This is a genomic window from Ruegeria sp. N8 (genome assembly GCF_056531325.1).
Genome location: NZ_JBQFLQ010000005.1, coordinates 1 through 19,441, shown reverse-complemented (window position 1 = coordinate 19,441; position 19,441 = coordinate 1). Strand labels below are relative to the sequence as shown.

The window sequence follows — 19,441 nt, the reverse complement described above, 5'->3', positions numbered from 1 at the left end:
TTCATGCAGCGCGGTCAGGCCGCGATCGACGTGCCGTAGCGGCTTTCCAGCAGGGCCTCGACCGCCTCAAGATCAACCGAGCCGCCCATGTCCTGCACCGCTTGGCCGAACAGGCGCACGATGTGGCTGATGGCCTGGTGGTTCAGCTGGTTCAGGATGCCAATCCGGACCTGAACAGGCGCGCTGAGCGTCGGCCAGATACCAAATCCCTGTGCCCGACAATTCTGCACCAGCTCCATCTCACGACCGGCCAGTTCCGGCGGCAGGTTCAACACCACAAGGCTGGGCATATCCGACGTCACCTGGCATCCCATCACAGTCACGGCATCGCGCAGCACGGCCTCGTGCGTTTTGTAGGATTGGGCACGTTTGGCCAACCCCTCGATCAGGGTCAGGCGCAGGGATTCATGGAAGGCGGCCACGGCATAGCCCGAATGGGTGCGGTGGTAAGTGCCTTTCTCGACATCTTGTCCATCGACGATGCCCCAGTGGCGTGCCTCGAAGATCGGGTTGTGAACGTAGGAATAAGCGCCCGACGTCTTCAATACCTCGATATAAGCGTCGGTAAAGCTGACTGGTGCATAGGTCAGCGGCAGGCAGCACAGGCCTTTTTGCGGACACGACGCCCATCCTGCGACGCCAGGGAAATCGTCAATGCGGAAATCCGACACACCGAGAGACGACACAGCGTCGATCAGGCCCATCGCGCCATGACGTTCGCACGCGTCCGAAAAGCCCTGAATATCGTTCACACGGCCCGAACCGGTTTCCCAGTGCGCCATGAAGGCCCATTTCGGTTTATGCTGCGCCAAAACCTCGTCGACCATCTCGCCGGTGACGGGTTGGCCATGGGGCACCTCAATCACGGTGACGCTGGCAGCTTGCGGGTCCAGCGGGTTTGCTGCGTGCTCGGTCGGGGTGGCGGCTTTGATCCGCAGGGTCAGCGCATCGATGCCCGAGAAGGTGCCGTTGGTAAAGGCGACAACCTTGTCACCCGGCATCACGGCCGAGAACATGGTGTCCAGCCCGCTCCAACCGGTTCCGGCGACAGCGAAAGTATAGGTGTTCTCAGTCCCCCAGATCTGACGCAGCATGTGCTTGCATTCGATCATACCGCGCAGAACGTCGCCCTGCATATGGTCGGCAACACCGGCACTGGCGAATGCCTGCAAAACCCGGGCATCCGTATTGCCGGGGCCAGGACCCGCAGCAAGTGTTTCAGGGATTTCGAGGGTAGGGTAGATTTGAAATGTCACGTTCGATCCTCCAAAACGACCGGGGTTGGGGGCGCCCGGCCAGACGTGTTGAGGGTGAGGAAAATCGAATCTTGCCTCGTCACGCAACGTAACTTACTACTGCCTTTGGATATCTGTTGGGGTGGGCAAGAAACTACCCATTCTGGTAAATATGCCGTTGTATACGGATTTTGAGCCTACCCATACGGGTAGTTTTTGTAATTTTTCGGGGAAAATCAATGTCCGATGCCGCCTCACGCCCCATTGATGTCATGCTGGCCAACAACAACCCGCTGGTTCTGTCGGCCATGTCTGAAATATTCGAGCGTGACCCCCGATTCTCTCTGGTCGCTACGTCAGCAACGGCCGAAGGGTTTCTGGGTGCCATCATGCGGGTGCCGGTCAAAATCTGCGTGATCTCGTGGAATTTGCCCGTTCTTGGTGCTGCAAAGCTGATCGAGGTCCTGCGCGAACAAGAGAACCCGCCGCGTTTTGTCGTCTATGGCGATGACGGCGGAGAAATCCCCCGATTGGCGATGCAGGCGGGGGCGGCCGGGTTCGCCTCGCGCTCGGGCGAGGTCGAGGGGCTGCTGGAAACCTGCATCGACGTTGCGCGCGGCAAGATGGTGTTCCCATTTATCGACGTGCGCAAAATGCAAAGGGACCCGCTGCAAAGCCTGTCGCGCAAGGAAATTGTAATCCTTGAAGCCTTGGCCAAAGGCTTATCCAACCGTGATCTATCGAAAGAGCTGCAAATTTCGGCCAACACGGTGAAGTTTCACCTGTCCAACATCTACGAAAAGCTCTCGGTCAAGAACCGGGCCCAGGCAATTGCTTTCTACTATTCGTCCAAGACGGCATCGGACTAGCTCTGCTCTTTCACCGGTTCGATCTGGGTGAAAATGGCCGTGCAAATCTGATCCATCTCAAGCGCAAAGAAGTTTTTCGCGGCCGCTTCGTTGGGATGGTAGGGATCCTTGACCAGCCCTTTCTTGTTCAGCCGGAAATACTCTTTGTTACCCTGATTGGCCGCAACGGTTTCCGGCGTCGCCCCCGGCACGAAAGAACAGCGCAGGCCAGAGGTCTCAAACGCCTTCATCAGGTTTTCCTGCGCGCGCAGACGCAGGTCCACGATCTTTTTCTTATAGGCCGGTGCCGTCGTCATGAAGATACAGGGCAAATCCGGCGGCAGCTGGCTTTTCAGGCGCTGCACATCGCGGATCGCGGCCTCGGGGCTGTTGGCCCAACGTTTGGCCGAATTGCCCAGAAATGACATCAGTATCAGCTTTGGGTCATAGTAATCCTCGCGCAGCATCTGCTCCAAAGGCGAGGTCCCCGGCGCGCAGAACTGGTATTCGCGCCCTTGCCCGATCTGGACGAATTTCTTGTCGGAATTGTTGACAAAACCATAGGCACCCGCGTTCACCCGCCATTTCGGATCGACCTTGCAGATCGTGTCCTTTCCGGCCCCCGATCGCGCCGTCCACGCGCTGATCGAGCTGGAACGAACACCAATGACACCCACGCGCATCTTCCCCAAACGTTTCAGATGGCTTTTTTGCTGGGCGTTTGGTTTGCAATGGCTTTTTATGTCGCTGAAAAACTCTAGAAATGCCGGGCCTGACCCGAAAGATATCTGGCTGTCACCGATAATCAAAATCTCGGGCGAGTCGAAAGGTTCCGCCTGCGCTGCAGGCACCATCATCAACGCGCCTATGACAAGGCTCAGTGCTTTTGTCAGAAACTGCATGTTTCCCCCTTTATGCGGTCTCTTTATTCAAGGGCCGAGAATATGGCGTCGCAAAACTCGGTCGTGTTGATCTTTAAAAATTGGCGAATGGCGGCGTTGCTGGGATGATGCGGGTCTTTGACGCGACCGGCATCGTTGCGGCGAAAAAACTTGGGCTTCCCTTCGATTGCCGCACGTGTTTTCGCGTTGAACCCCTCAACCGCAATACACTGCGCATCGGCGCGGTCGAACGCGCGGGCGATGGCGGTTTGCGCTTTCATCCGCTTGTCATTGGTCTTTTTCAGGTAAACCGGCGCGCTGGAGATATAGATACATGCCGTATCTTCAGGCACCTGAGCTAAAGTCCGCCGCACATCCTCTTCGGCCGCGTCGGGTGAGTTTGCCCATCTGTCCGCAGAATTGCCCAGAAAGGTTAGGATCAGCAGGTCAGGGTCATAGTAGCCATCTGCAAACATCGACTCGAAGGCGGTCTGTTTCGGCTTGCAGAACTGATAGGACTTGCCTTTACCGATCTGGATGAACACTCGGTCCGGGTTGCCGTCGATGCCGTAGGCGCCTGCATTCACGCCGTATTTCTTGTCAACGTCACAAATGGCACCGCGCGTAGGCCCGCTGGTCGAGGTCCATGATTGAAGCGATGTCGACCGCACCCCGATGGCCGCCGTCTGGCGCGTGCCCAGCTTTTCCAGCAGTTTGATGCGCTTTTGCGTCATCTCGCAGCGGTTCGGCAATTCCGCAAAGAACCGAACATATTCCTTGCCCGCCCCGAACGAGATCTGGCTATCCCCAAGCACCAGAATATCTGGCTGTGCCGAGGCCGAGTGGCCGCCCAACATCAGCACCGAAACCAGCGCTGCGTTTAGAAATGAAACTATCTTTGTCGTCACGCAGTCACCTTGATCGTGCGGTCAAATTTCAACCCGTTTTCTTACTGATCGGTAAAAGATGGCGTATTGGGCAATGAAATACCAATCAACACCAGGTTACAAAAAGGGTTCGTTGCGCTGTTGCATCGGTGAGCACGACGGAGTCGATCTCACATCGTCAAGTGATCCGTTGAAAGTTTGGGCAGTTCGGCCAACAAACCCGAAACACGTTGATGGCATAGCGCAAGCGGGCCGTCTGGACATAGTGAGATATGAGCCCAGCTTGACCCTCGCAGCGCAATTTTGCGCCAATGGTGCAGAAGCAGAAGGCGTATCGTGGCTTGGGGCAGGGCGGGCAGGGTCAGAAAATCCATGCGTCCCGCCAGATCATGAAGACGCTGCACATGCGTTATGGTCTGCGGTGCAACAATCTTGCCGGCGAACCACATGGGCACGGGCTCGGGTTCAAACCGCAGCCGTGTCTGATCGGTGCGCGTAGCCTCGGATACCGGCACCAGAAACAATGCCCGGTCCAGACGGATCATCGCGCCGTTCGGCTCACAATCCTGTCGAGTCAAAGCCACACACCAACCATCGGGAAATTTAACATCCTGACGGTACACGTCCTCATAGACCGCGCGGGTTTCGGCCATACCATGGCTGGACAGGCTATAGGTCACTTCGCGGCCGATTTTGGTGGATACGATCCAGCCGTCCTTGCGCAGCCTGTGCAGGGCAACGCGCATGGCTTCGGTCTTGATCCCGACCCGTCCCAGAATTGCACCCAGTTGCTTGCCGGTGACGGGCTGACCATTCAGATCACCAAACAGCGTCACGATCAGGGACCAGGTCTTGATCGGCTCCAGCGCGCTAAGGTCTTCAATCAATGTCTCGGCAGGCGTCAAATGTGGGTCTTTCCAAAGGGGTACACTCTGTTGCGCCCCTTTGAATACCATGCCGACGGGCCACGTGGCTACGTTTATCCCGCAGGATCAGGCTGCGCATAGGCGTTCATAGTCAGCAACTCGTATTCGGCGGTCAGCTCGTCCTCTTGGTTGCGGATCGAGACATGCCAGCGCACCTCACCATAGTCCTGGTTGCGCGGGGTCTTTTGCATGACCGTCAGGTGCACGCGGATACTATCGCCCGCCTGCACCGGTTTCAGGAACCGCAGATTGTCGAGGCCGGTATTGGCCAGTACCGGGCCTTCGTCCGGCTGTACAAACAGCCCCGCCGCAAAACTCAGCAGCAGGTATCCGTGGGCAACCCGCCCCGGAAAGAACGGATTTCGACTGGCCGCTGCCTCGTCCATGTGCGCGTAAAACGTGTCGCCGGTAAAATGGGCGAAGGTTTCAATATCGCCCAACGATATCTCGCGCGGGTCCGTCACCAGCGTCTCACCGACCTCCAATTCGTGGAACGTCCGGATGAAGGGATGGGCGCGGTCCGTGGCCTCAGTCGCCCCCGGCACCCATTTCTTGCCGATCCGCGTCAACAGGTCCGGGCTGCCTTGTACGGCAGTTCGCTGCATATAGTGCATTACACCGCGTATGCCGCCCAGCTCTTCGCCGCCGCCTGCGCGACCAGGGCCGCCATGAACCATGTGGGGCAGGGGGGACCCATGGCCGGTGCTTTCTTTCATCGAGTCGCGGTTGTTGAGGTAGAGCCGCCCATGAAACGCCCCGACACCAATCACAAACTGGCGCGCGACCTCGGGGTCATGTGTGATGACCGAAGCCACAAGGCTGCCCTCGCCCTTGTTGGCCAGTTCAATCGCGTGATCCAAATCCCGATAGGGCATCACGGTAGAAACAGGACCAAAGGCCTCGACCGCGTGCAGAGTTTGGGCCGCATCCGGCGTATTACAGCGGAACAGCATCGGCGGGACAAATGCCCCTTTGTCTGCGTCGGCGCCGTGGACAGTAAAATCATCGGGGTCGCCGAAAATACGCTCGGCCTCTTGCCCGATCAGAGCCGCCTTTTCCAACACATCACGGCGTTGCGCTTGCGAAACCAGCGCTCCCATCTGAGTCTTCTCATCCGCCGGATTCCCGATCACGACCGAGCTCAACCGATCCCGCAGGGCATCTGACACCGCGTCGATATGCGCCTCAGGCACCATGATGCGGCGGATGGCGGTGCATTTCTGCCCGGCTTTCGCGGTCATCTCACGCTGGACCTCCTTGATAAACAAGTCAAACTCGGGCGTTCCGGGCACTGCGTCCGGACCAAGGACTGACGCGTTCAGGCTGTCCTGCTCGGCCACAAAGCGGGTGGCGTTGTCCAGAATACTGGGCGCACTGCGCAGCTTGCGGGCCGTCGCCGCCGAGCCTGTGAAGCTGACGACATCCTGCCCGCCCAGATGATCCAGTATCGGGCCCAGATTGCCGCTGACCAGCTGCACGGCCCCTTCGGGCAGCAGACCACTGTCCAGCATGATCCGAACGCACAGCTCAGTCACATAGCAGGTCGCGGTGGCCGGTTTCACAATCGCGGGCATACCGGCCAGCAGGGTCGGAGCCAGCTTTTCCAGCATCCCCCAGACAGGGAAGTTGAACGCGTTGATGTGAACGGCCACACCGGCCAGCGAGGTGCAGACATGCTGGCCCAAAAACGTACCCTGCCGCGACAGACGTTCAACCGGGCCGTCCAGATAGATCGTGTCATCGGGCATCTCGCGCCGACCCTTGCTGGCGATGACCAAAACCGTGCCGATCCCACCATCGACATCAATCATGTGATCTCTTTGAGTCGCCCCTGTCGCGAAAGAGGCGTCATAAAGCGCTTGTTTATGCTGACCCAGATGCAGCGCCAGCGCCTTAAGCATTCTGGCCCGGTCGTGAAAGCTCATCTTGCGCAGGGCTGGGCCGCCTTTAGTCTGCGCGTATACCAGCATCGCGCCCACATCCAAGTGACTGGTTCCGGCGCGCGCGATCAGCTCACCGGTAACGGCCGAATGGATCTCGCGTGCGGTGCTGTCGCTGCCGATCCATTGCCCGCAAACATAGCTGTGCACGTCCTGAATATTCATCTGGCGATCCTCGCGATAAGGACCGGCAAGGCGTCACTGATTAATTGACCTACCGGTCGGTTTATGGAATGTTTAGATTTAGGACGGGCAAAGATCAAGGAGAATATCGTGCTGGATAACGCGCCTGACAGACGTCCAAAGGTGCCATCATGACCCCGAGAGAGCGCGCCGAACGTGCAGCCCGGGTCATGTGGGCCTCGGACAATGCCAGCCCCTGGGCAGGTATGCAGATTGATATGGTGGATGAGGGGCAGGCGCAGCTGTCCCTGACCGTCGCAGAACACCACGTCAACGGGCACGGGATTTGCCACGGTGGGCTGATCTTCATGCTGGCCGACAGCGCCTTTGCCTTTGCCTGCAACAGCCGCAATCAATCCACTGTCGCCCAACACAACACGATTTCTTACATCACGCCCGGCCGCTTGGGCGACCGCCTGACGGCCCGCGCGCGCGAGGTCGCTCTGACCGGGCGTAGCGGCATTTATGACGTGACCGTCACCAACCAAAGCGACGCTGTGATCGCTGAATTCCGCGGCGGCTCTCGGGCCGTGCCCGGACAGTTGTTCGAAGAATAGGGAGGCGCCCATGAAAGACCTGACACCGGCCCGAGACACGCTCGACCCGATCGAAATTGCGTCTCTGGATGAAATCAGAGCGCTTCAGTTACAGCGGCTCAGATGGTCACTGAAACACGCCTATGACAATGTGCGCATGTATCGACAACGGTTCGATGCAGCAGGGGTTCACCCGGATGACCTGACGGACCTGAGCGACCTGTCCAAATTCCCATTTACCTACAAAAATGACCTGCGCGACAATTATCCGTTTGGGCTTTTCGCCGTGCCGCAGGATCAGATCCTGCGCCTTCATGCCTCATCCGGGACCACCGGAAAGCCAACCGTGGTCGGGTATACGCGCACGGATATCGACAACTGGGCCCATCTGGTCGCCCGATCAATGCGCGCCAGCGGCACCAAACCCGGTGATACTGTGCAAGTCGCTTATGGCTATGGCCTGTTCACCGGCGGCTTGGGTGCACACTACGGTGCGGAAAATCTGAACTGCACTGTCGTCCCGGTCTCGGGCGGTATGACCGAGCGGCAAGTGATGCTGATTCAAGACTTCAGCCCCAGCACGATCATGGTGACGCCGTCCTATATGCTCAACATCCTGGAACAATTCCACGCGGCGGGGATCGACCCGCGTGACACCTCTTTGGAGGTCGGCATTTTTGGCGCAGAGCCATGGACCAATGCCATGCGTGCCGAGGTCGAAGAGGCGTTCGACATGCATGCGGTCGATATCTACGGCCTGTCCGAGATCATGGGGCCGGGTGTGGCCAATGAATGTGTCGAAACCAAAGACGGGCTGCATATTTGGGAAGATCACTTCTTTCCCGAAATTATCGACCCCGAAACCGGTGAAGTTCTGCCGGATGGCGAAATGGGCGAGTTGGTTTTCACCACCCTAACCAAAGAGGGCCTGCCCATGATCCGCTACCGGACCCGTGATCTGACACGGCTGTTGCCGGGCACAGCGCGGTCAATGCGGCGGATGGAGAAGATCACCGGGCGCTCGGACGACATGATCATTCTACGCGGCGTGAATGTGTTTCCCACTCAGGTCGAGGAACTGGTTCTCGCAACTCCTGATCTGGCCCCTTATTTCCAGATCGAACTGACCCGCGACGGGCGCATGGACGCGATGACAGTGCATGTTGAGGCTGCGGCAAGCGAGGACTCCAGACAGGCCCTGTCCGGGGTCTTGGCCAAAAAGATCAGGGACACGATCGGCGTCGGCGCGACCGTGTCTGTCGGCACCCCCGGCAGTGTTGAACGCAGTCAGGGCAAAGCCCGCCGCGTGATCGACAACAGACCCAAGGGCTAAACCAGTGGCCCGCACCATCGCAAAGGATCACGACCAGAAACGTCAAAGCATCCTGTCGGTCGCCGCCAGCGTGTTCGCAAGCGAAGGCATTGCGCGCGCCTCGATGAACCAAGTGGCTAAGGCTGCGGGGATTTCGAAGGCCAACATCTACCACTATTACGACAGCAAAGAGGCTTTGCTGTTCGACATTCTGGACACTTACCTGTCCGAGTTGAACAGCCGCGTCACGGCCATTGATCTGGACGGCATACCCCCTGCAGATCAATTGCAACTGGTTCTGCGGGAATACCTGTTGGCCTATGAAGGCATGGATTTCGAACACAAAATCCAAAGCGAAGGCGTGTCGCTGCTGCCGCAGAACATGCAGAAGGTTCTGAAGGCCTACCAAAAAGACATGGTCGCGCAGATGAGCGCTATTCTCAACGCGATCAGTGACGGCAAGCTGGGAGATAACCAGCAGCTTTTGCGCGAAGTGACAATGTCAGTCTTCGGAATGCTGAACTGGTACTATATGTGGCAACCCAAATCCACGCGGGCCGATCGCGAAGGCTATGCCAGAACCATCGCGCGCCTAACCGTTGCCGGGTTGCCCGGAGTGCAGAACGCGGGCTAGTGCCCCGCCTCGTCATAGTCCCAGACCACCTTGTCGGACAGTGCAAAGCACTGACAAGTCAGAACGAACCCTGCCTCAACCTCATAGTCTTCCAGCGCATGGTTGGCGACCATCTCGACCTCGCCCTCCAACACTTTCGCCTTGCAGGTCGAGCACACGCCCGCCTTGCAGGCATGGGGCGCATCCAGGTTTTCAGCCAGCGCGGCCTCGAGCAGGCTGGTATCCTTGGGAATGGTGAACTGCCGCGTTTCGCCGCCCAAAGTGACGCGCCCCTTGATACCGTTCTCGGCCACCGACCGCGAGACAGCGCGGGTTCTGGCACGCCCCGGTTGGGATGAAGCAAACAGCTCGAACCGGATCTGATCCTTGGTCAGGCCGTGATCTTTCAACGACTGCGAAATCGCCAGCATCATCGGTTCTGGCCCACAAACATAGGCCAGAGAGACCGAGTTGATGTCGATCCAGTGCTGGAACAGGGCCGCGCATTTTTCGGCATCGACGCGGCCTTTGAACAGGTCAATCTCCTGACTGTCATCTTCCAGGATATGCACGATGTTCAACCGGTGCAGAAAGCGGTTCTTGAGGTCCTCCAACTCTTCCCGAAACATGATCGTATTGGGGGTACGGTTTGCGTAAACCAGTGTGAACCGGGCCGACGGGTCCTCGGTCAATGCGGTTTTCAGGATCGAAAGCACCGGCGTGATGCCAGAGCCCCCGGCGAAGCCCAGGTAGTGCGGCGCATCGGCATTGGCGGCCGCATGGAAATTGCCCATCGGCGGCATGGCGTCCATGACATCGCCCACTTGCAGCTCGGTATTAGCCCAGGTGGAAAAGGCACCGCCATCCACACTTTTGATGCCAACCTGCAAGATACCTTCATGCGGGGCGGCGCAGATCGAATAGGACCGGCGCAACTCATCTCCATCGAAATCCCGTTTGAAGGTGAGATACTGGCCCGGCGCAAACGCAAAATGCTCGGGGTTTTCGGGTTTCAAGGTCACGACCACCGCGTCGCGGATGGTTTTGTGGATGTCCGTTACTTTAAGGGGATGAAACATAGCCATAACGGGACCTCAGATACATTTGAAATAGTCAAAGGGTTCAAGACAATCCATGCAGCGCCACTGGGCCTTGCAAGGGGTCGAGCCGAACTGGCTGATCTTTTCGACCTGCTCAGATTTGCAATGCGGGCACCGTTCAGGGCCACCTGCGGGTTGCGGCGGGGCGATGCCGAACTCCTCCAGCCGCGCGCGGCCTCTTGGGGACAGCCAGTCGGTTGTCCATGCCGGCGCTATACGGATCTGGATGTCCAGATTGTCGATACCGTTGCGCGACAATTCGGTTTCTATATCCAACGCAATCACCGCCATGGCGGGACACCCGGAATAGGTCGGCGTGATCGTCACAGTCACACTGTCATTCCTGACGTCCACCCCCCGGATCACGCCCAGATCAACGACCGAGATCACCGGAATCTCGGGGTCGGGCACGTTTTCAAGCCAATCCCAGACCTCCGCTTCGGTGACAGCCATCGTACCTACCACGTGGCCCCCGGATAGGAGCGCTGCAAGGTTTGCATCACCGCCAGCATATGGCCCAGGTGTTCTGTATGGCGGAACCCTGTACGCCCGCCTTTCTGCGCATAGTCGCTGTCAGGCAGGGTCAGACAGGCCTCTGCCGCAACAGCTTCGACGGTCTCCAACCACGGCGCGCGCAGCTCCGAGGGCAGGGGGGCAACGCCCGTATCGGCCATCGCCTGATCGGTTGCGTCATCAACAAACATCTCGCCGCTATAGGGCCACAGGAACATCAACGCCTCAACCATGCGCGCGCTGCTGTCCTCGGTTCCATCACCCAAAGCGATCACGGTCTGGGACGACCGTTCCAAATGATAAAGCGCCTCTTTCACGCATTTCGCCGCGATCTCGGCAATGCGGGTATCGCCGGAGTCTTGCAAGCGCGTCAGCCAAGGCACCTGAAACGCATCGAACAGGAATTGACGCATCTGGGTTCGGCCAAAGTCACCATTCGGGACCTCAAGCATCAACAGGTTGCGAAAATCGTAGACGTCGCGCAGATAGGCCAGATCATCGGCCGAGCGACCGGTCCCTTCGACCTCGCCCGCATAGCCCAGCCACATCTGCGTCTGACCGATCAGGTCCAGCGCCATATTGGCCAGCGCTATATCTTCTTCCAGAATTGGCGCAACCCCGCACCATTCCGACGTGCGATGCCCCAGCACAAGGGCATTGTCCCCTTGTCTGAGCAGGAATTCGAACAGGGGGTTTTCCAGAGCCATCACATTTTCCCAACTTCTTCCGGGATGTCGTAAAACGTCGGATGACGATAGACCTTGTCCCGCGCCGGATCGAACAGAGGCCCCTTATCCGAGGGGCTGGAGGCGGTGATCTTCGCGGCCTCGACCACCCAGATACTGACGCCCTCGTTCCGACGGGTATAGACATCACGCGCATTGCGGATCGCGTGTTCCGCATCGGCTGCGTGCAATGAGCCGACATGCCGGTGGCTCATACCGTGCTGGCCGCGAATAAAGACTTCCCACAGGGGCCATTCGTTTTCATGTGTCATTGCTTACTCCGCCGCTTGCGCGCGTTTTTGGGATTTGCGGGCATGGGCCAGCATGGCCTCTCGCACCCACGCGCCATCGTCCCAGGCCTTCCGCCGGGCGTTCAGACGCTCGACATTGCACGGGCCATTGCCCGAGATCACCTCGAAGAATTCGGACCAGTCGGGTTCGCTGAATTCATAGTGTCCGGTCTCATCGTTCCATCGCAGGTTCTCGTCGGGGATGGTCAGGCCAAGGAACTCGGCCTGCGGGACGGTTTCGTCCACGAATTTCTGCCGTAGCTCATCATTGGTGTTGATCTTGATTTTCCACGCCATCGACTGCGCCGAATGCACACTTTCCTTGTCGGACGGCCCAAACATCATCAGCGCGGGGTACCAGAACCGGTTCAGCGCATCCTGCGCCATGCGCTTTTGATCAGCGGTGCCCTCTTTCGCCATCTTGATCATGATGTGGTAGCCTTGGCGCTGGTGAAAGCTTTCTTCCTTGCAGATACGCACCATCGCCCGCGCGTAAGGACCAAAAGAGGTGCGCTGCAACGGCACCTGATTCATGATCGCAGCCCCATCAACCAGCCAACCAACCGCGCCCATATCGGCCCATGTGAGGGTGGGGTAGTTGAAGATGGACGAATACTTCATCCGCTCGGAGTGCAACATCTCGACCAGCTCATCCCGGCTGACCCCCAGCGTTTCGGCCGCGCAATAAAGATACAGCCCATGCCCGGCCTCGTCCTGCACCTTGGCCAGCAGATTGGCTTTGCGTTCTAGTGTCGGGGCGCGGGTGATCCAATTGCCTTCGGGCAGTTGCCCGACAATCTCGGAATGGGCGTGTTGGCCGATCTGGCGGATCAACGTCTTGCGATAGGCATCGGGCATGTAATCCTTGGGCTCGATCTTTTCGCCGCGATCAATGCGGTCTTGAAAGGCCTGATCCTCGGGGCTCATCTCCTTGCGGTCCTGAACACCTTTTCCGGTCGACTGTACCATCTGCGCGTACATGGCTGCGTCCTCCTTACACACCCTAGGGTGACTGATTCAGTCGTCCCATCCTCTATTATGTTACATTTTTTCTAATATTCAATATTTTTGTAACATATTTTCACCAGCAAAAAACCGAACGTGAAATCAAAGCTTTCGGTAGATCAGATCATTCGAACCTGCTTCCGGCTCTTCCTGCAAAATGGCCGAGACCTGCGCATGCAAGGGCGACTTGCGACACACCGGATCAGTCGCAGCCGCATCCCCGGCCAAGGCCAAGGCCTGACAGCGGCAGCCGCCAAAGTCGATCTCTTTCCGCTCGCAACTCTGGCAGGGTTCCGGCAACCAATCCGTCCCGCGATAGGCGTTGAAGGCCGGACTGTTTTGCCAGATTTCCGCCAGCATTTTATTTTGGACGTTGTCAAACTGCAGATGTTTGATGGTTTGCGCGGCGTGGCAGGGTAGAACAGTGCCATCTGGCGTCACGTTCAACCCGGTCGAGCCCCAGCCGCCCATGCAGGCCTTTGGAAAATCCGCATAGTAGTCTGGCGGAACAAAATCGAACGCCAGAACGCCTTGCAGACGCTGCGCGGCTTTGGCGACCGTGTCCTTCACGGCCAGAGTCTGCTCACGTGTCGGCAACAGTGCGGCACGATTTTTCAAAGCCCATCCATGGAATTGGACACAGGCAACCTCAAGCCTGCGTGCTCCCAATTCGACGGCCATTTCAATCGTGCGGTCCAGATCATCCAGATTTTGCCGATGCATCACGGCATTCAGGGTCAAGGGAATGCCCCGATCCCGGATCTCGCGCGCAACGATCATCTTACGGTCAAACCCGCCGCGATACCCGCCGATATGATCAGCCAAAGCGGCATTCGTCCCTTGCAGCGACAGTTGGACATGATCCAGCCCGACCTCTTCCAGCCGGTCCAGCCTTTTGGGGGTCAGCCCGATGCCCGAGGTGATCAGATTGGTGTAAAGCCCAATTTGTGATGCGTATTCTGTCAGTTCTTCCAGATCGCGGCGGGATGCGGGCTCCCCCCCGGAGAGATGCAGCTGCAAAACACCCAGCGCGCGGGCCTGTTTGAACACGTCTTTCCAGGTTTCAGTGTCCAGCTCGGTCTCTTTGCGTTCAAGTTCCACCGGATTGCTGCAATAAGGGCAGCTCAGCGGACAGCGATGCGTCAGCTCGGCCAGCATGGCGATGGGGGCAGGGGTACTCATTCCCGCACCATCAGATAAACGCGGCTGCGCAAGGTCTGCAGAAAACGCTGCACATCCGTTTCAATCTGATCGGCCGGGGCGTTATAGGTTGCGGCAAGGTCCTGCACGATCTCGGAAAACCGGGCAGAACCATCGACGCGGGACAAGATGGCCATCCCGATCTGATCCAGCTCGATCACCTTCTCGGGCGCCATCAACACCGTCCGGTCGCGCACCTCATCGCGCTGCACCCGCACGCCGCGCGGCAGATATGGACGGTCGGTCTGGCGCAGTTCCAGCGTCATAGCAAACCCTCGTCCGGTTGCCACGCACCCGGAGGGATCATCCCAGGCTCAACATAGGCCGACCACAGCGCATCCAACTGCGCCCACAACACATTGGTTTTGAAGATCAGAGCCTCGCAGGCCATGTCCTCTTTCTCGGTCGTGTCGGCATGATCCAGAACCCAACTCAGACCAAAAGCCACATCCTTGGGGGCCTGAGTCAGACGTTTGCGGAAATAGGACAGGCTGTCGGCATTGGCAAAATCGTAATGCTCGAGCAGTCCTTCGATCCGCTGTTCATGAATCTTCGGCGCAAAAAGCTCGGTCAGCGAGGACGCGACTGCCTGCAACAGCGGCTTCTCACGCACATAATGCACATAAGCATCCACTGCGAATTGCGTGGCAGGCAAAATCCCACGCCCCGAGGCGACATAGTCCGGATCAAGCCCAACCGCCTCGGCCAGTTTCAACCAGCGCCGGATGCCGCCGCCTTCGTCAACGTCACCATCGTGGTCCTCGATGCGCGAGCGCCATTCTCGGCGGATGTCCGGATCGGTGCAGCGCGACATGAAGGCCGCGTCTTTCATCGGGATCGCGGCCTGATAGGCCCAGCGGTTGATCACCCAGGCCCGCACCTGATCCGGGGTACATTCACCGCTGTGCAGGCGATGATGAAATGGGTGTTTGTCGTGATAGCGCTCGGCCCCTATCTGACGCAGACGGGCTTCAAGGCTCTCTCGGCTCATATCGTGATCTCCTGCCCGTCATAAGCTATGGTCCAGCCTGCGGCCTCGACAAAGGCACGCTCCGGCCCGTCCGGTTGTAAAATAGGATTGGTGTTGTTGATATGGATATAGGTCTTGGCCGCCGCGATGCCCTTTAAGCCCTCGATCGAGCCGTCCCCACCACTGACCGAGATATGGCCCATACGATGACCCGTCTTTATACCGGTGCCGGTGCGGATCATCTCATCATCATCCCAAAGTGTTCCGTCAAAGAACAACTGATCCGCATCCACAAGTTGATCCAGCAGAGCCGGGGTGATTTGCGCGCATCCCGGAATGTAATAGGCAACCTTGTCCCCTGTCGTCAGGCGCACTCCAACAGTTTGCTCCCCAATGAGATCGGTTTGAACACTGTCACCTTCCATGAACAAAGGCACTTTGCCCGGAACCGCAAACAAGCGCGCCTGTAACCCATCCTGCAAAGCAAAGTCCTGATCCAGAGATATCCGTGTCCGTTCGACCTTTTCACGGTTCACAGCATCGAAGATCCTGTTCTGGGCCAGAACATCCAGAATATCCCCCGTTGCAAACAGCGAAAACGGCGTCTGTTCACGCAGGCTCAACAACCCGGCGATATGGTCGATATCCCCATTGGTCAGCAACACTGACGCCACAGGCGTGTCGCGCAGCGCACGGGGATGCATTTTCGGATTGTCCAGCATCTGCTGCCGGATGTCAGGTGATGCGTTCAGAATGCTCCACCGAACGCCGTCAGGCGAGACTGCCAATGACGATTGGCCGGAAGGCGGGATAAGGCCCTTGCGGGCATCCTCGCAATTCCGGCAACCACAATTCCATTGCGGTAAACCACCGCCTGCAGAAGCCCCAAGAACCAGAAAATGCACCTCGGGCCTCCGCTAGAGATCACGTAATCAGAACAGGTCGCGCTCGTGCTCGCGGCCTTCATCCTCGGACGGAGAATACATGTTGATCTCCATACCGCAGTTCACTTCTTTCAGTTTCGGTGTGCTCCAAGTCATCGCTACCTCCCATGAGTGACTGGCAATTTCAAAAAACCTACAACCCACATCATTTTCGGAAAATGCTGCTTTGGTCGTACGCTCCGGTCACAGTGTCCGAGCCGCGCCCCACCACGTCAACCGTCTTGGGGTCGTAGATAAGGCTTAGGACTTTTGTCGAATGTCGCGGCTTGGGGCGTAAATATAATGTTGCGTATATGCGCGTGATCGTTGCCCTGCTTTTGCTGATCCTAAGCGGTCTGACGGCCATGGCCGAGCCGTTGCCACGTGAGAAACTGGCGACGTTCGTTCGCGCGCCCTTTTCGCTGGGCGAGGCCCTGAACGACGACGGCGTCTATTCCTTGCTCAACTCTGGCGGGATCGAGGCGGGCTATGTCTTTGAAACAAAACCACTAGCCCCGCTGCCCGGTTTTTCGGGCGCGCCCATCAATATGCTGGTCGTGCTCGATCTCGAAGGGCGTTTTCTGGATGTTCAACTGATCGACCATAATGAGCCGATTTTTGTGTCCGGTCTGGGCCAGGCACCGTTCCACAAGTATTTCGAACAGTATGGCGGGCTGTCTATTTCAGACTCGATCGTCGTCGGCACGCCCTATGGGGATGCCGCCAGCGGCTCACAGCTTGTTTACCTCGACGGCGTCACCAAGGCCACGGCCAGCGTCCGAATTGCCCACGAATCTGTCATGGGGGCCGCCTTGGCGGTTGCCCGCGAAAAGATGCAGGGACTGGCCACCGCGCCCCCGGCCTATCCCGACCCCGACTATGACGAGGCGCTGACATGGGACGCTCTGGTTGATCAAGGCATCGCCACCCACAAGACCCTCAGTAATGCCGAGGTCGACGCGCTGTTTGCTGGAACATTGTGGGAGGATGACGATCCCGAAGCGCAGGACTACCCGGCCGAGCCGTTCCTGGACCTCTGGATTCTGGACCTCGGACCGAAATCCATCGCCCGCGCGGCCCTGTCTGAAGACAGTTTTGATGAGCTTCAACGCTTCATGGAAATCTCGGACAATGATGAGCCGATCCTGCTGATCGAAACCGCCCGTCACGGCTTGGTCAGCGACGAGTTTGTGCGCAACACCGCGCCCGATTGGATCTCGGCCGAACAGGATGGACTGCCTGTCGCGCTGCGCGATGCAGACCTGCTGGTCGAGCTTGCCGACGGAATGCCGGACGGCACCGCTATGATCCTGCGCACCGACCGGCGACTGGGCTTCGATCCATCGCGGGAATGGGTGCTTAAGGTACTGGCTGTGCGCGAACACGGGATGTTTCAACCCGAGATCGGCTCGGTCACCATGGACGTCCCCCATGTCACCCCTGCGCGGTTCTTTCAGCGCCCCGTGCAAATCAAGCCCGCGCCACCTTGGCTCGAAGCACTGCGCAATCGTCAAAACGATATGATTGTGCTTGGTGTCCTGCTGACCGTGCTTGTTGGCATCTTGAGCCTGCGCATGAATGCACTGGCCGCGCAACCTATGTTCACACCACTGCGCCTGACCATTCTGGCGGTGGTGGTTGGCTTTGTCGGATGGTGGGGACAGGGACAGCTTTCCATTGTCACCGTACTGGGCACGCTTAGAACAGCCCTCGACGGGGGCAGCTATGCGTTCCTTCTATACGACCCGTTTTCGCTGCTGATCTGGGCCGTGTCGATTGCAGGCCTCGTCGCGTGGGGCAGGGGGCTGTTCTGTGGCTGGCTCTGCCCCTTCGGCGCGTTACAAGAGTTTGCACATCATATCGGAAAAGCCCTGCGCATCCCGCAAATCGAACCCTCTCGCGTTTGGGACCAAAGGTTGAAGTGGTTGAAATACATTGTGCTGGGCGGTCTGATCGTCACCGTCTTCGTTGCCCCTGATCAAGTCGACAAAGCCGCCGAGGTCGAGCCCTTCAAAACCGCCATCACCACGTTCTTCATCCGCGAGTGGTACTATGTGGCTTATGCTGTCTTCTGGTTGCTGCTGGGCATGGTCCTGTTCAAAGGCTTCTGTCGCTATGTCTGCCCCCTGGGCGCATTTCTGGCGATCGGTGGGCTTCTGCGCGGACGCGACTGGATCGATCGACGCGCCGAATGCGGCTCTCCCTGTCAGCTTTGCCGTGTGAAGTGCAAATACGGCGCGATTAAGAAAACAGGCCAGATTCAATATGACGAGTGCTTCCAATGCCTCGACTGCGTCGCCATCCACGATGACAAACAGCGCTGCGTACCACTGATCGTCGCGGCCCGACGTCAGGCCAGAAAGGTCGCCGCCGAATGATCGCCCGCCGCCGTTTCCTTACTATATCCGCCGCCGCACTGGCCACGCCTGCCGCGGCGAGGTCCATCCACTGGCAGGGATACGCCATGGGGGCCGAGGTCAGCCTGACCCTGGATGCCACCCCCGAAGATGCCCAAATCGCCATTTCCCGCGTTGAGAGGCTGCTCAAACGATGCGAGGAGATGTTCAGCCTCTATGATCCAAACTCGGTCCTATCTGAACTCAACAAGACCGGTTTGCTGAGGAACCCTCCGCGCGAAATGCTGGACCTGTTGCGCATCTGCGGGCAAGCACATCGAGTGACCAAAGGCCTGTTTGACCCAACGGTACAACCGCTCTGGGCCGCTTTGCGGCAGGGCGGGGATGTGAATGATGCGCGCTCCCTGATCGGTTGGGAACGCGTTAGCATCACAGCCGAACGGATCAGGCTGGACAATGGTCAGGCATTGACGCTGAATGGCATCGCGCAAGGATATGCGACCGATCTTGTGGCACATGCGCTGAAACAGGCCGGATGGTCCAGCGTTTTGGTCAACATAGGTGAATTCTACGCAGGGGGCCGCCCCTGGACTATGGGCATTGCTGATCCCCTACATGGCCTGGTAGAAACGGTCGCGCTCAAAAACCGTGCCGTCGCAACCTCCAGCCCTGGCGCGATGTACCTGGAAGGAACTCAATCCCACATCCTGAACCCCGACGGGCAAGATCCAGCCTTGTGGTCAACCGTCAGCGTCACCGCCAACACGGCCACTTGGGCAGACGCGCTTTCCACGGCTTTTTGCCATGCGAACGCTGCGGAAATCTCGCGCACTTTAACCCGATCGCCGGACAATCCGACCGCAATCTGTGTGCAAGACGACGGTACCATTCAATCTATTAAAACATAAAAAGCCCCGCTTTTGTTGCGGGGCTTTTGGGTTCGTTTTTCTAGGCGGTTACGCGCAGGCTTGTACGGCGCGTTTGGTCATGACGCTGA

21 protein-coding genes are annotated in these 19,441 nt (G+C 58.3%); 6 read left to right on the top strand and 15 right to left on the bottom strand.

The window, feature by feature from the left end; all coding sequences use genetic code 11:
- Positions 1–14: 14 nt before the first annotated feature.
- The gene (locus ACR0C5_RS11510) at positions 15–1,256 is read right to left on the bottom strand and encodes a pyridoxal-phosphate-dependent aminotransferase family protein (RefSeq protein ID WP_480876655.1); all 1,242 of its coding nucleotides are present in this window, start codon (positions 1,254–1,256) and stop codon (positions 15–17) included.
- A gap of 218 nt (positions 1,257–1,474) precedes the next feature.
- Between ACR0C5_RS11510 and ACR0C5_RS11505 the strand changes: the two genes are divergently transcribed.
- Positions 1,475–2,104 (top strand): response regulator transcription factor, encoded by a 630-nt coding sequence (locus ACR0C5_RS11505; RefSeq protein ID WP_170773551.1) that lies wholly within the window; start codon positions 1,475–1,477, stop codon positions 2,102–2,104.
- On the opposite strand, the gene ACR0C5_RS11500 is transcribed toward ACR0C5_RS11505, so the two are convergent.
- The 4 genes from ACR0C5_RS11500 to paaZ all read right to left on the bottom strand — a co-directional run bounded on the left by ACR0C5_RS11500 (position 2,101) and on the right by paaZ (position 6,882).
- The gene (locus tag ACR0C5_RS11500; protein ID WP_170773553.1) at positions 2,101–2,985 is read right to left on the bottom strand and encodes an SGNH/GDSL hydrolase family protein; all 885 of its coding nucleotides are present in this window, start codon (positions 2,983–2,985) and stop codon (positions 2,101–2,103) included. The two genes, ACR0C5_RS11505 and ACR0C5_RS11500, sit on opposite strands and share 4 nt — an antisense overlap.
- A gap of 23 nt (positions 2,986–3,008) precedes the next feature.
- Positions 3,009–3,872 (bottom strand): SGNH/GDSL hydrolase family protein, encoded by an 864-nt coding sequence (locus ACR0C5_RS11495; protein ID WP_480876652.1) that lies wholly within the window; start codon positions 3,870–3,872, stop codon positions 3,009–3,011.
- Between the two features lie 149 nt (positions 3,873–4,021).
- Positions 4,022–4,807 (bottom strand): hypothetical protein, encoded by a 786-nt coding sequence (locus ACR0C5_RS11490; protein WP_480876649.1) that lies wholly within the window; start codon positions 4,805–4,807, stop codon positions 4,022–4,024.
- 23 nt (positions 4,808–4,830) lie between these two features.
- Positions 4,831–6,882 carry a phenylacetic acid degradation bifunctional protein PaaZ gene (gene paaZ / locus ACR0C5_RS11485; protein WP_480876646.1) on the bottom strand — a complete coding sequence of 684 codons (2,052 nt, stop codon included), beginning with the start codon at positions 6,880–6,882 and terminating at the stop codon, positions 4,831–4,833.
- A gap of 149 nt (positions 6,883–7,031) precedes the next feature.
- On the opposite strand from paaZ, the gene paaI reads away from it, so the two are divergent.
- The 3 genes from paaI to ACR0C5_RS11470 are packed head-to-tail and all read left to right on the top strand — an operon-like array spanning position 7,032 to position 9,382.
- Positions 7,032–7,457, top strand: coding sequence for a hydroxyphenylacetyl-CoA thioesterase PaaI (gene paaI / locus ACR0C5_RS11480; protein WP_480503814.1), 426 nt, complete (start codon positions 7,032–7,034; stop codon positions 7,455–7,457).
- Between the two features lie 10 nt (positions 7,458–7,467).
- Complete coding sequence (gene paaK, locus ACR0C5_RS11475) at positions 7,468–8,769, top strand: phenylacetate--CoA ligase PaaK (protein ID WP_480876643.1); 1,302 nt, start codon at positions 7,468–7,470, stop codon at positions 8,767–8,769.
- A gap of 4 nt (positions 8,770–8,773) precedes the next feature.
- Complete coding sequence (locus ACR0C5_RS11470; protein ID WP_480876640.1) at positions 8,774–9,382, top strand: TetR/AcrR family transcriptional regulator; 609 nt, start codon at positions 8,774–8,776, stop codon at positions 9,380–9,382.
- On the opposite strand, the gene ACR0C5_RS11465 is transcribed toward ACR0C5_RS11470, so the two are convergent.
- From ACR0C5_RS11465 to pqqA, 10 genes are all read right to left on the bottom strand, one after another.
- Entirely contained in the window at positions 9,379–10,446 is a 1,068-nt protein-coding gene (locus ACR0C5_RS11465) for a 2Fe-2S iron-sulfur cluster-binding protein (protein ID WP_480876637.1), read from the bottom strand. The two genes, ACR0C5_RS11470 and ACR0C5_RS11465, sit on opposite strands and share 4 nt — an antisense overlap.
- A gap of 9 nt (positions 10,447–10,455) precedes the next feature.
- Entirely contained in the window at positions 10,456–10,914 is a 459-nt protein-coding gene (paaD, locus tag ACR0C5_RS11460) for a 1,2-phenylacetyl-CoA epoxidase subunit PaaD (protein WP_170773569.1), read from the bottom strand.
- 5 nt (positions 10,915–10,919) lie between these two features.
- Positions 10,920–11,681 (bottom strand): 1,2-phenylacetyl-CoA epoxidase subunit PaaC, encoded by a 762-nt coding sequence (gene paaC / locus ACR0C5_RS11455; protein ID WP_480876633.1) that lies wholly within the window; start codon positions 11,679–11,681, stop codon positions 10,920–10,922.
- The gene (gene paaB / locus ACR0C5_RS11450) at positions 11,681–11,971 is read right to left on the bottom strand and encodes a 1,2-phenylacetyl-CoA epoxidase subunit PaaB (RefSeq protein WP_170785990.1); all 291 of its coding nucleotides are present in this window, start codon (positions 11,969–11,971) and stop codon (positions 11,681–11,683) included. The genes paaC and paaB overlap by 1 nt, the downstream gene beginning before the upstream one ends.
- Positions 11,972–11,974: 3 nt before the next feature.
- Positions 11,975–12,970 (bottom strand): 1,2-phenylacetyl-CoA epoxidase subunit PaaA, encoded by a 996-nt coding sequence (gene paaA / locus ACR0C5_RS11445; protein ID WP_170790034.1) that lies wholly within the window; start codon positions 12,968–12,970, stop codon positions 11,975–11,977.
- Positions 12,971–13,096: 126 nt separating this feature from the next.
- Entirely contained in the window at positions 13,097–14,176 is a 1,080-nt protein-coding gene (pqqE, locus tag ACR0C5_RS11440; protein WP_170773577.1) for a pyrroloquinoline quinone biosynthesis protein PqqE, read from the bottom strand.
- Positions 14,173–14,460 carry a pyrroloquinoline quinone biosynthesis peptide chaperone PqqD gene (pqqD, locus tag ACR0C5_RS11435; protein WP_480876628.1) on the bottom strand — a complete coding sequence of 96 codons (288 nt, stop codon included), beginning with the start codon at positions 14,458–14,460 and terminating at the stop codon, positions 14,173–14,175. The genes pqqE and pqqD overlap by 4 nt, the downstream gene beginning before the upstream one ends.
- Positions 14,457–15,185 carry a pyrroloquinoline-quinone synthase PqqC gene (gene pqqC, locus ACR0C5_RS11430; protein ID WP_170773581.1) on the bottom strand — a complete coding sequence of 243 codons (729 nt, stop codon included), beginning with the start codon at positions 15,183–15,185 and terminating at the stop codon, positions 14,457–14,459. The genes pqqD and pqqC overlap by 4 nt, the downstream gene beginning before the upstream one ends.
- Positions 15,182–16,069, bottom strand: a complete 888-nt coding sequence (gene pqqB, locus ACR0C5_RS11425; RefSeq protein WP_480858995.1) for a pyrroloquinoline quinone biosynthesis protein PqqB — start codon at positions 16,067–16,069, stop codon at positions 15,182–15,184. The genes pqqC and pqqB overlap by 4 nt, the downstream gene beginning before the upstream one ends.
- A 27-nt stretch (positions 16,070–16,096) precedes the next feature.
- Entirely contained in the window at positions 16,097–16,204 is a 108-nt protein-coding gene (gene pqqA / locus ACR0C5_RS11420) for a pyrroloquinoline quinone precursor peptide PqqA (protein ID WP_170537497.1), read from the bottom strand.
- 197 nt (positions 16,205–16,401) lie between these two features.
- Here pqqA and ACR0C5_RS11415 point away from each other — a divergent pair, with 197 nt between their 5' ends.
- Together ACR0C5_RS11415 and ACR0C5_RS11410 are read left to right on the top strand one after the other, a co-directional pair.
- Positions 16,402–18,465, top strand: a complete 2,064-nt coding sequence (locus tag ACR0C5_RS11415; RefSeq protein WP_480876624.1) for a 4Fe-4S binding protein — start codon at positions 16,402–16,404, stop codon at positions 18,463–18,465.
- Positions 18,462–19,352, top strand: a complete 891-nt coding sequence (locus ACR0C5_RS11410; RefSeq protein ID WP_480876621.1) for an FAD:protein FMN transferase — start codon at positions 18,462–18,464, stop codon at positions 19,350–19,352. Before ACR0C5_RS11415 ends, ACR0C5_RS11410 begins: the two co-directional genes overlap by 4 nt.
- The last annotated feature ends 89 nt before the right edge of the window (positions 19,353–19,441 follow it).

Coding starts and splice junctions, on each gene's coding strand:
- paaA (WP_170790034.1), bottom strand. CDS start 12,970: ATGTACGCGCAGATGGTACAGTCGACCGGAAAAGGTGTTCAGGACCGC.
- paaZ (WP_480876646.1), bottom strand. CDS start 6,882: ATGAATATTCAGGACGTGCACAGCTATGTTTGCGGGCAATGGATCGGC.
- pqqC (WP_170773581.1), bottom strand. CDS start 15,185: ATGAGCCGAGAGAGCCTTGAAGCCCGTCTGCGTCAGATAGGGGCCGAG.
- paaB (WP_170785990.1), bottom strand. CDS start 11,971: ATGACACATGAAAACGAATGGCCCCTGTGGGAAGTCTTTATTCGCGGC.
- paaC (WP_480876633.1), bottom strand. CDS start 11,681: ATGGCTCTGGAAAACCCCCTGTTCGAATTCCTGCTCAGACAAGGGGAC.
- paaD (WP_170773569.1), bottom strand. CDS start 10,914: ATGGCTGTCACCGAAGCGGAGGTCTGGGATTGGCTTGAAAACGTGCCC.
- ACR0C5_RS11500 (WP_170773553.1), bottom strand. CDS start 2,985: ATGCAGTTTCTGACAAAAGCACTGAGCCTTGTCATAGGCGCGTTGATG.
- pqqA (WP_170537497.1), bottom strand. CDS start 16,204: ATGACTTGGAGCACACCGAAACTGAAAGAAGTGAACTGCGGTATGGAG.
- paaI (WP_480503814.1), top strand. CDS start 7,032: ATGACCCCGAGAGAGCGCGCCGAACGTGCAGCCCGGGTCATGTGGGCC.
- ACR0C5_RS11465 (WP_480876637.1), bottom strand. CDS start 10,446: ATGGCTATGTTTCATCCCCTTAAAGTAACGGACATCCACAAAACCATC.
- pqqD (WP_480876628.1), bottom strand. CDS start 14,460: ATGACGCTGGAACTGCGCCAGACCGACCGTCCATATCTGCCGCGCGGC.
- ACR0C5_RS11410 (WP_480876621.1), top strand. CDS start 18,462: ATGATCGCCCGCCGCCGTTTCCTTACTATATCCGCCGCCGCACTGGCC.
- ACR0C5_RS11490 (WP_480876649.1), bottom strand. CDS start 4,807: ATGGTATTCAAAGGGGCGCAACAGAGTGTACCCCTTTGGAAAGACCCA.
- paaK (WP_480876643.1), top strand. CDS start 7,468: ATGAAAGACCTGACACCGGCCCGAGACACGCTCGACCCGATCGAAATT.
- ACR0C5_RS11415 (WP_480876624.1), top strand. CDS start 16,402: ATGCGCGTGATCGTTGCCCTGCTTTTGCTGATCCTAAGCGGTCTGACG.
- pqqE (WP_170773577.1), bottom strand. CDS start 14,176: ATGAGTACCCCTGCCCCCATCGCCATGCTGGCCGAGCTGACGCATCGC.
- ACR0C5_RS11505 (WP_170773551.1), top strand. CDS start 1,475: ATGTCCGATGCCGCCTCACGCCCCATTGATGTCATGCTGGCCAACAAC.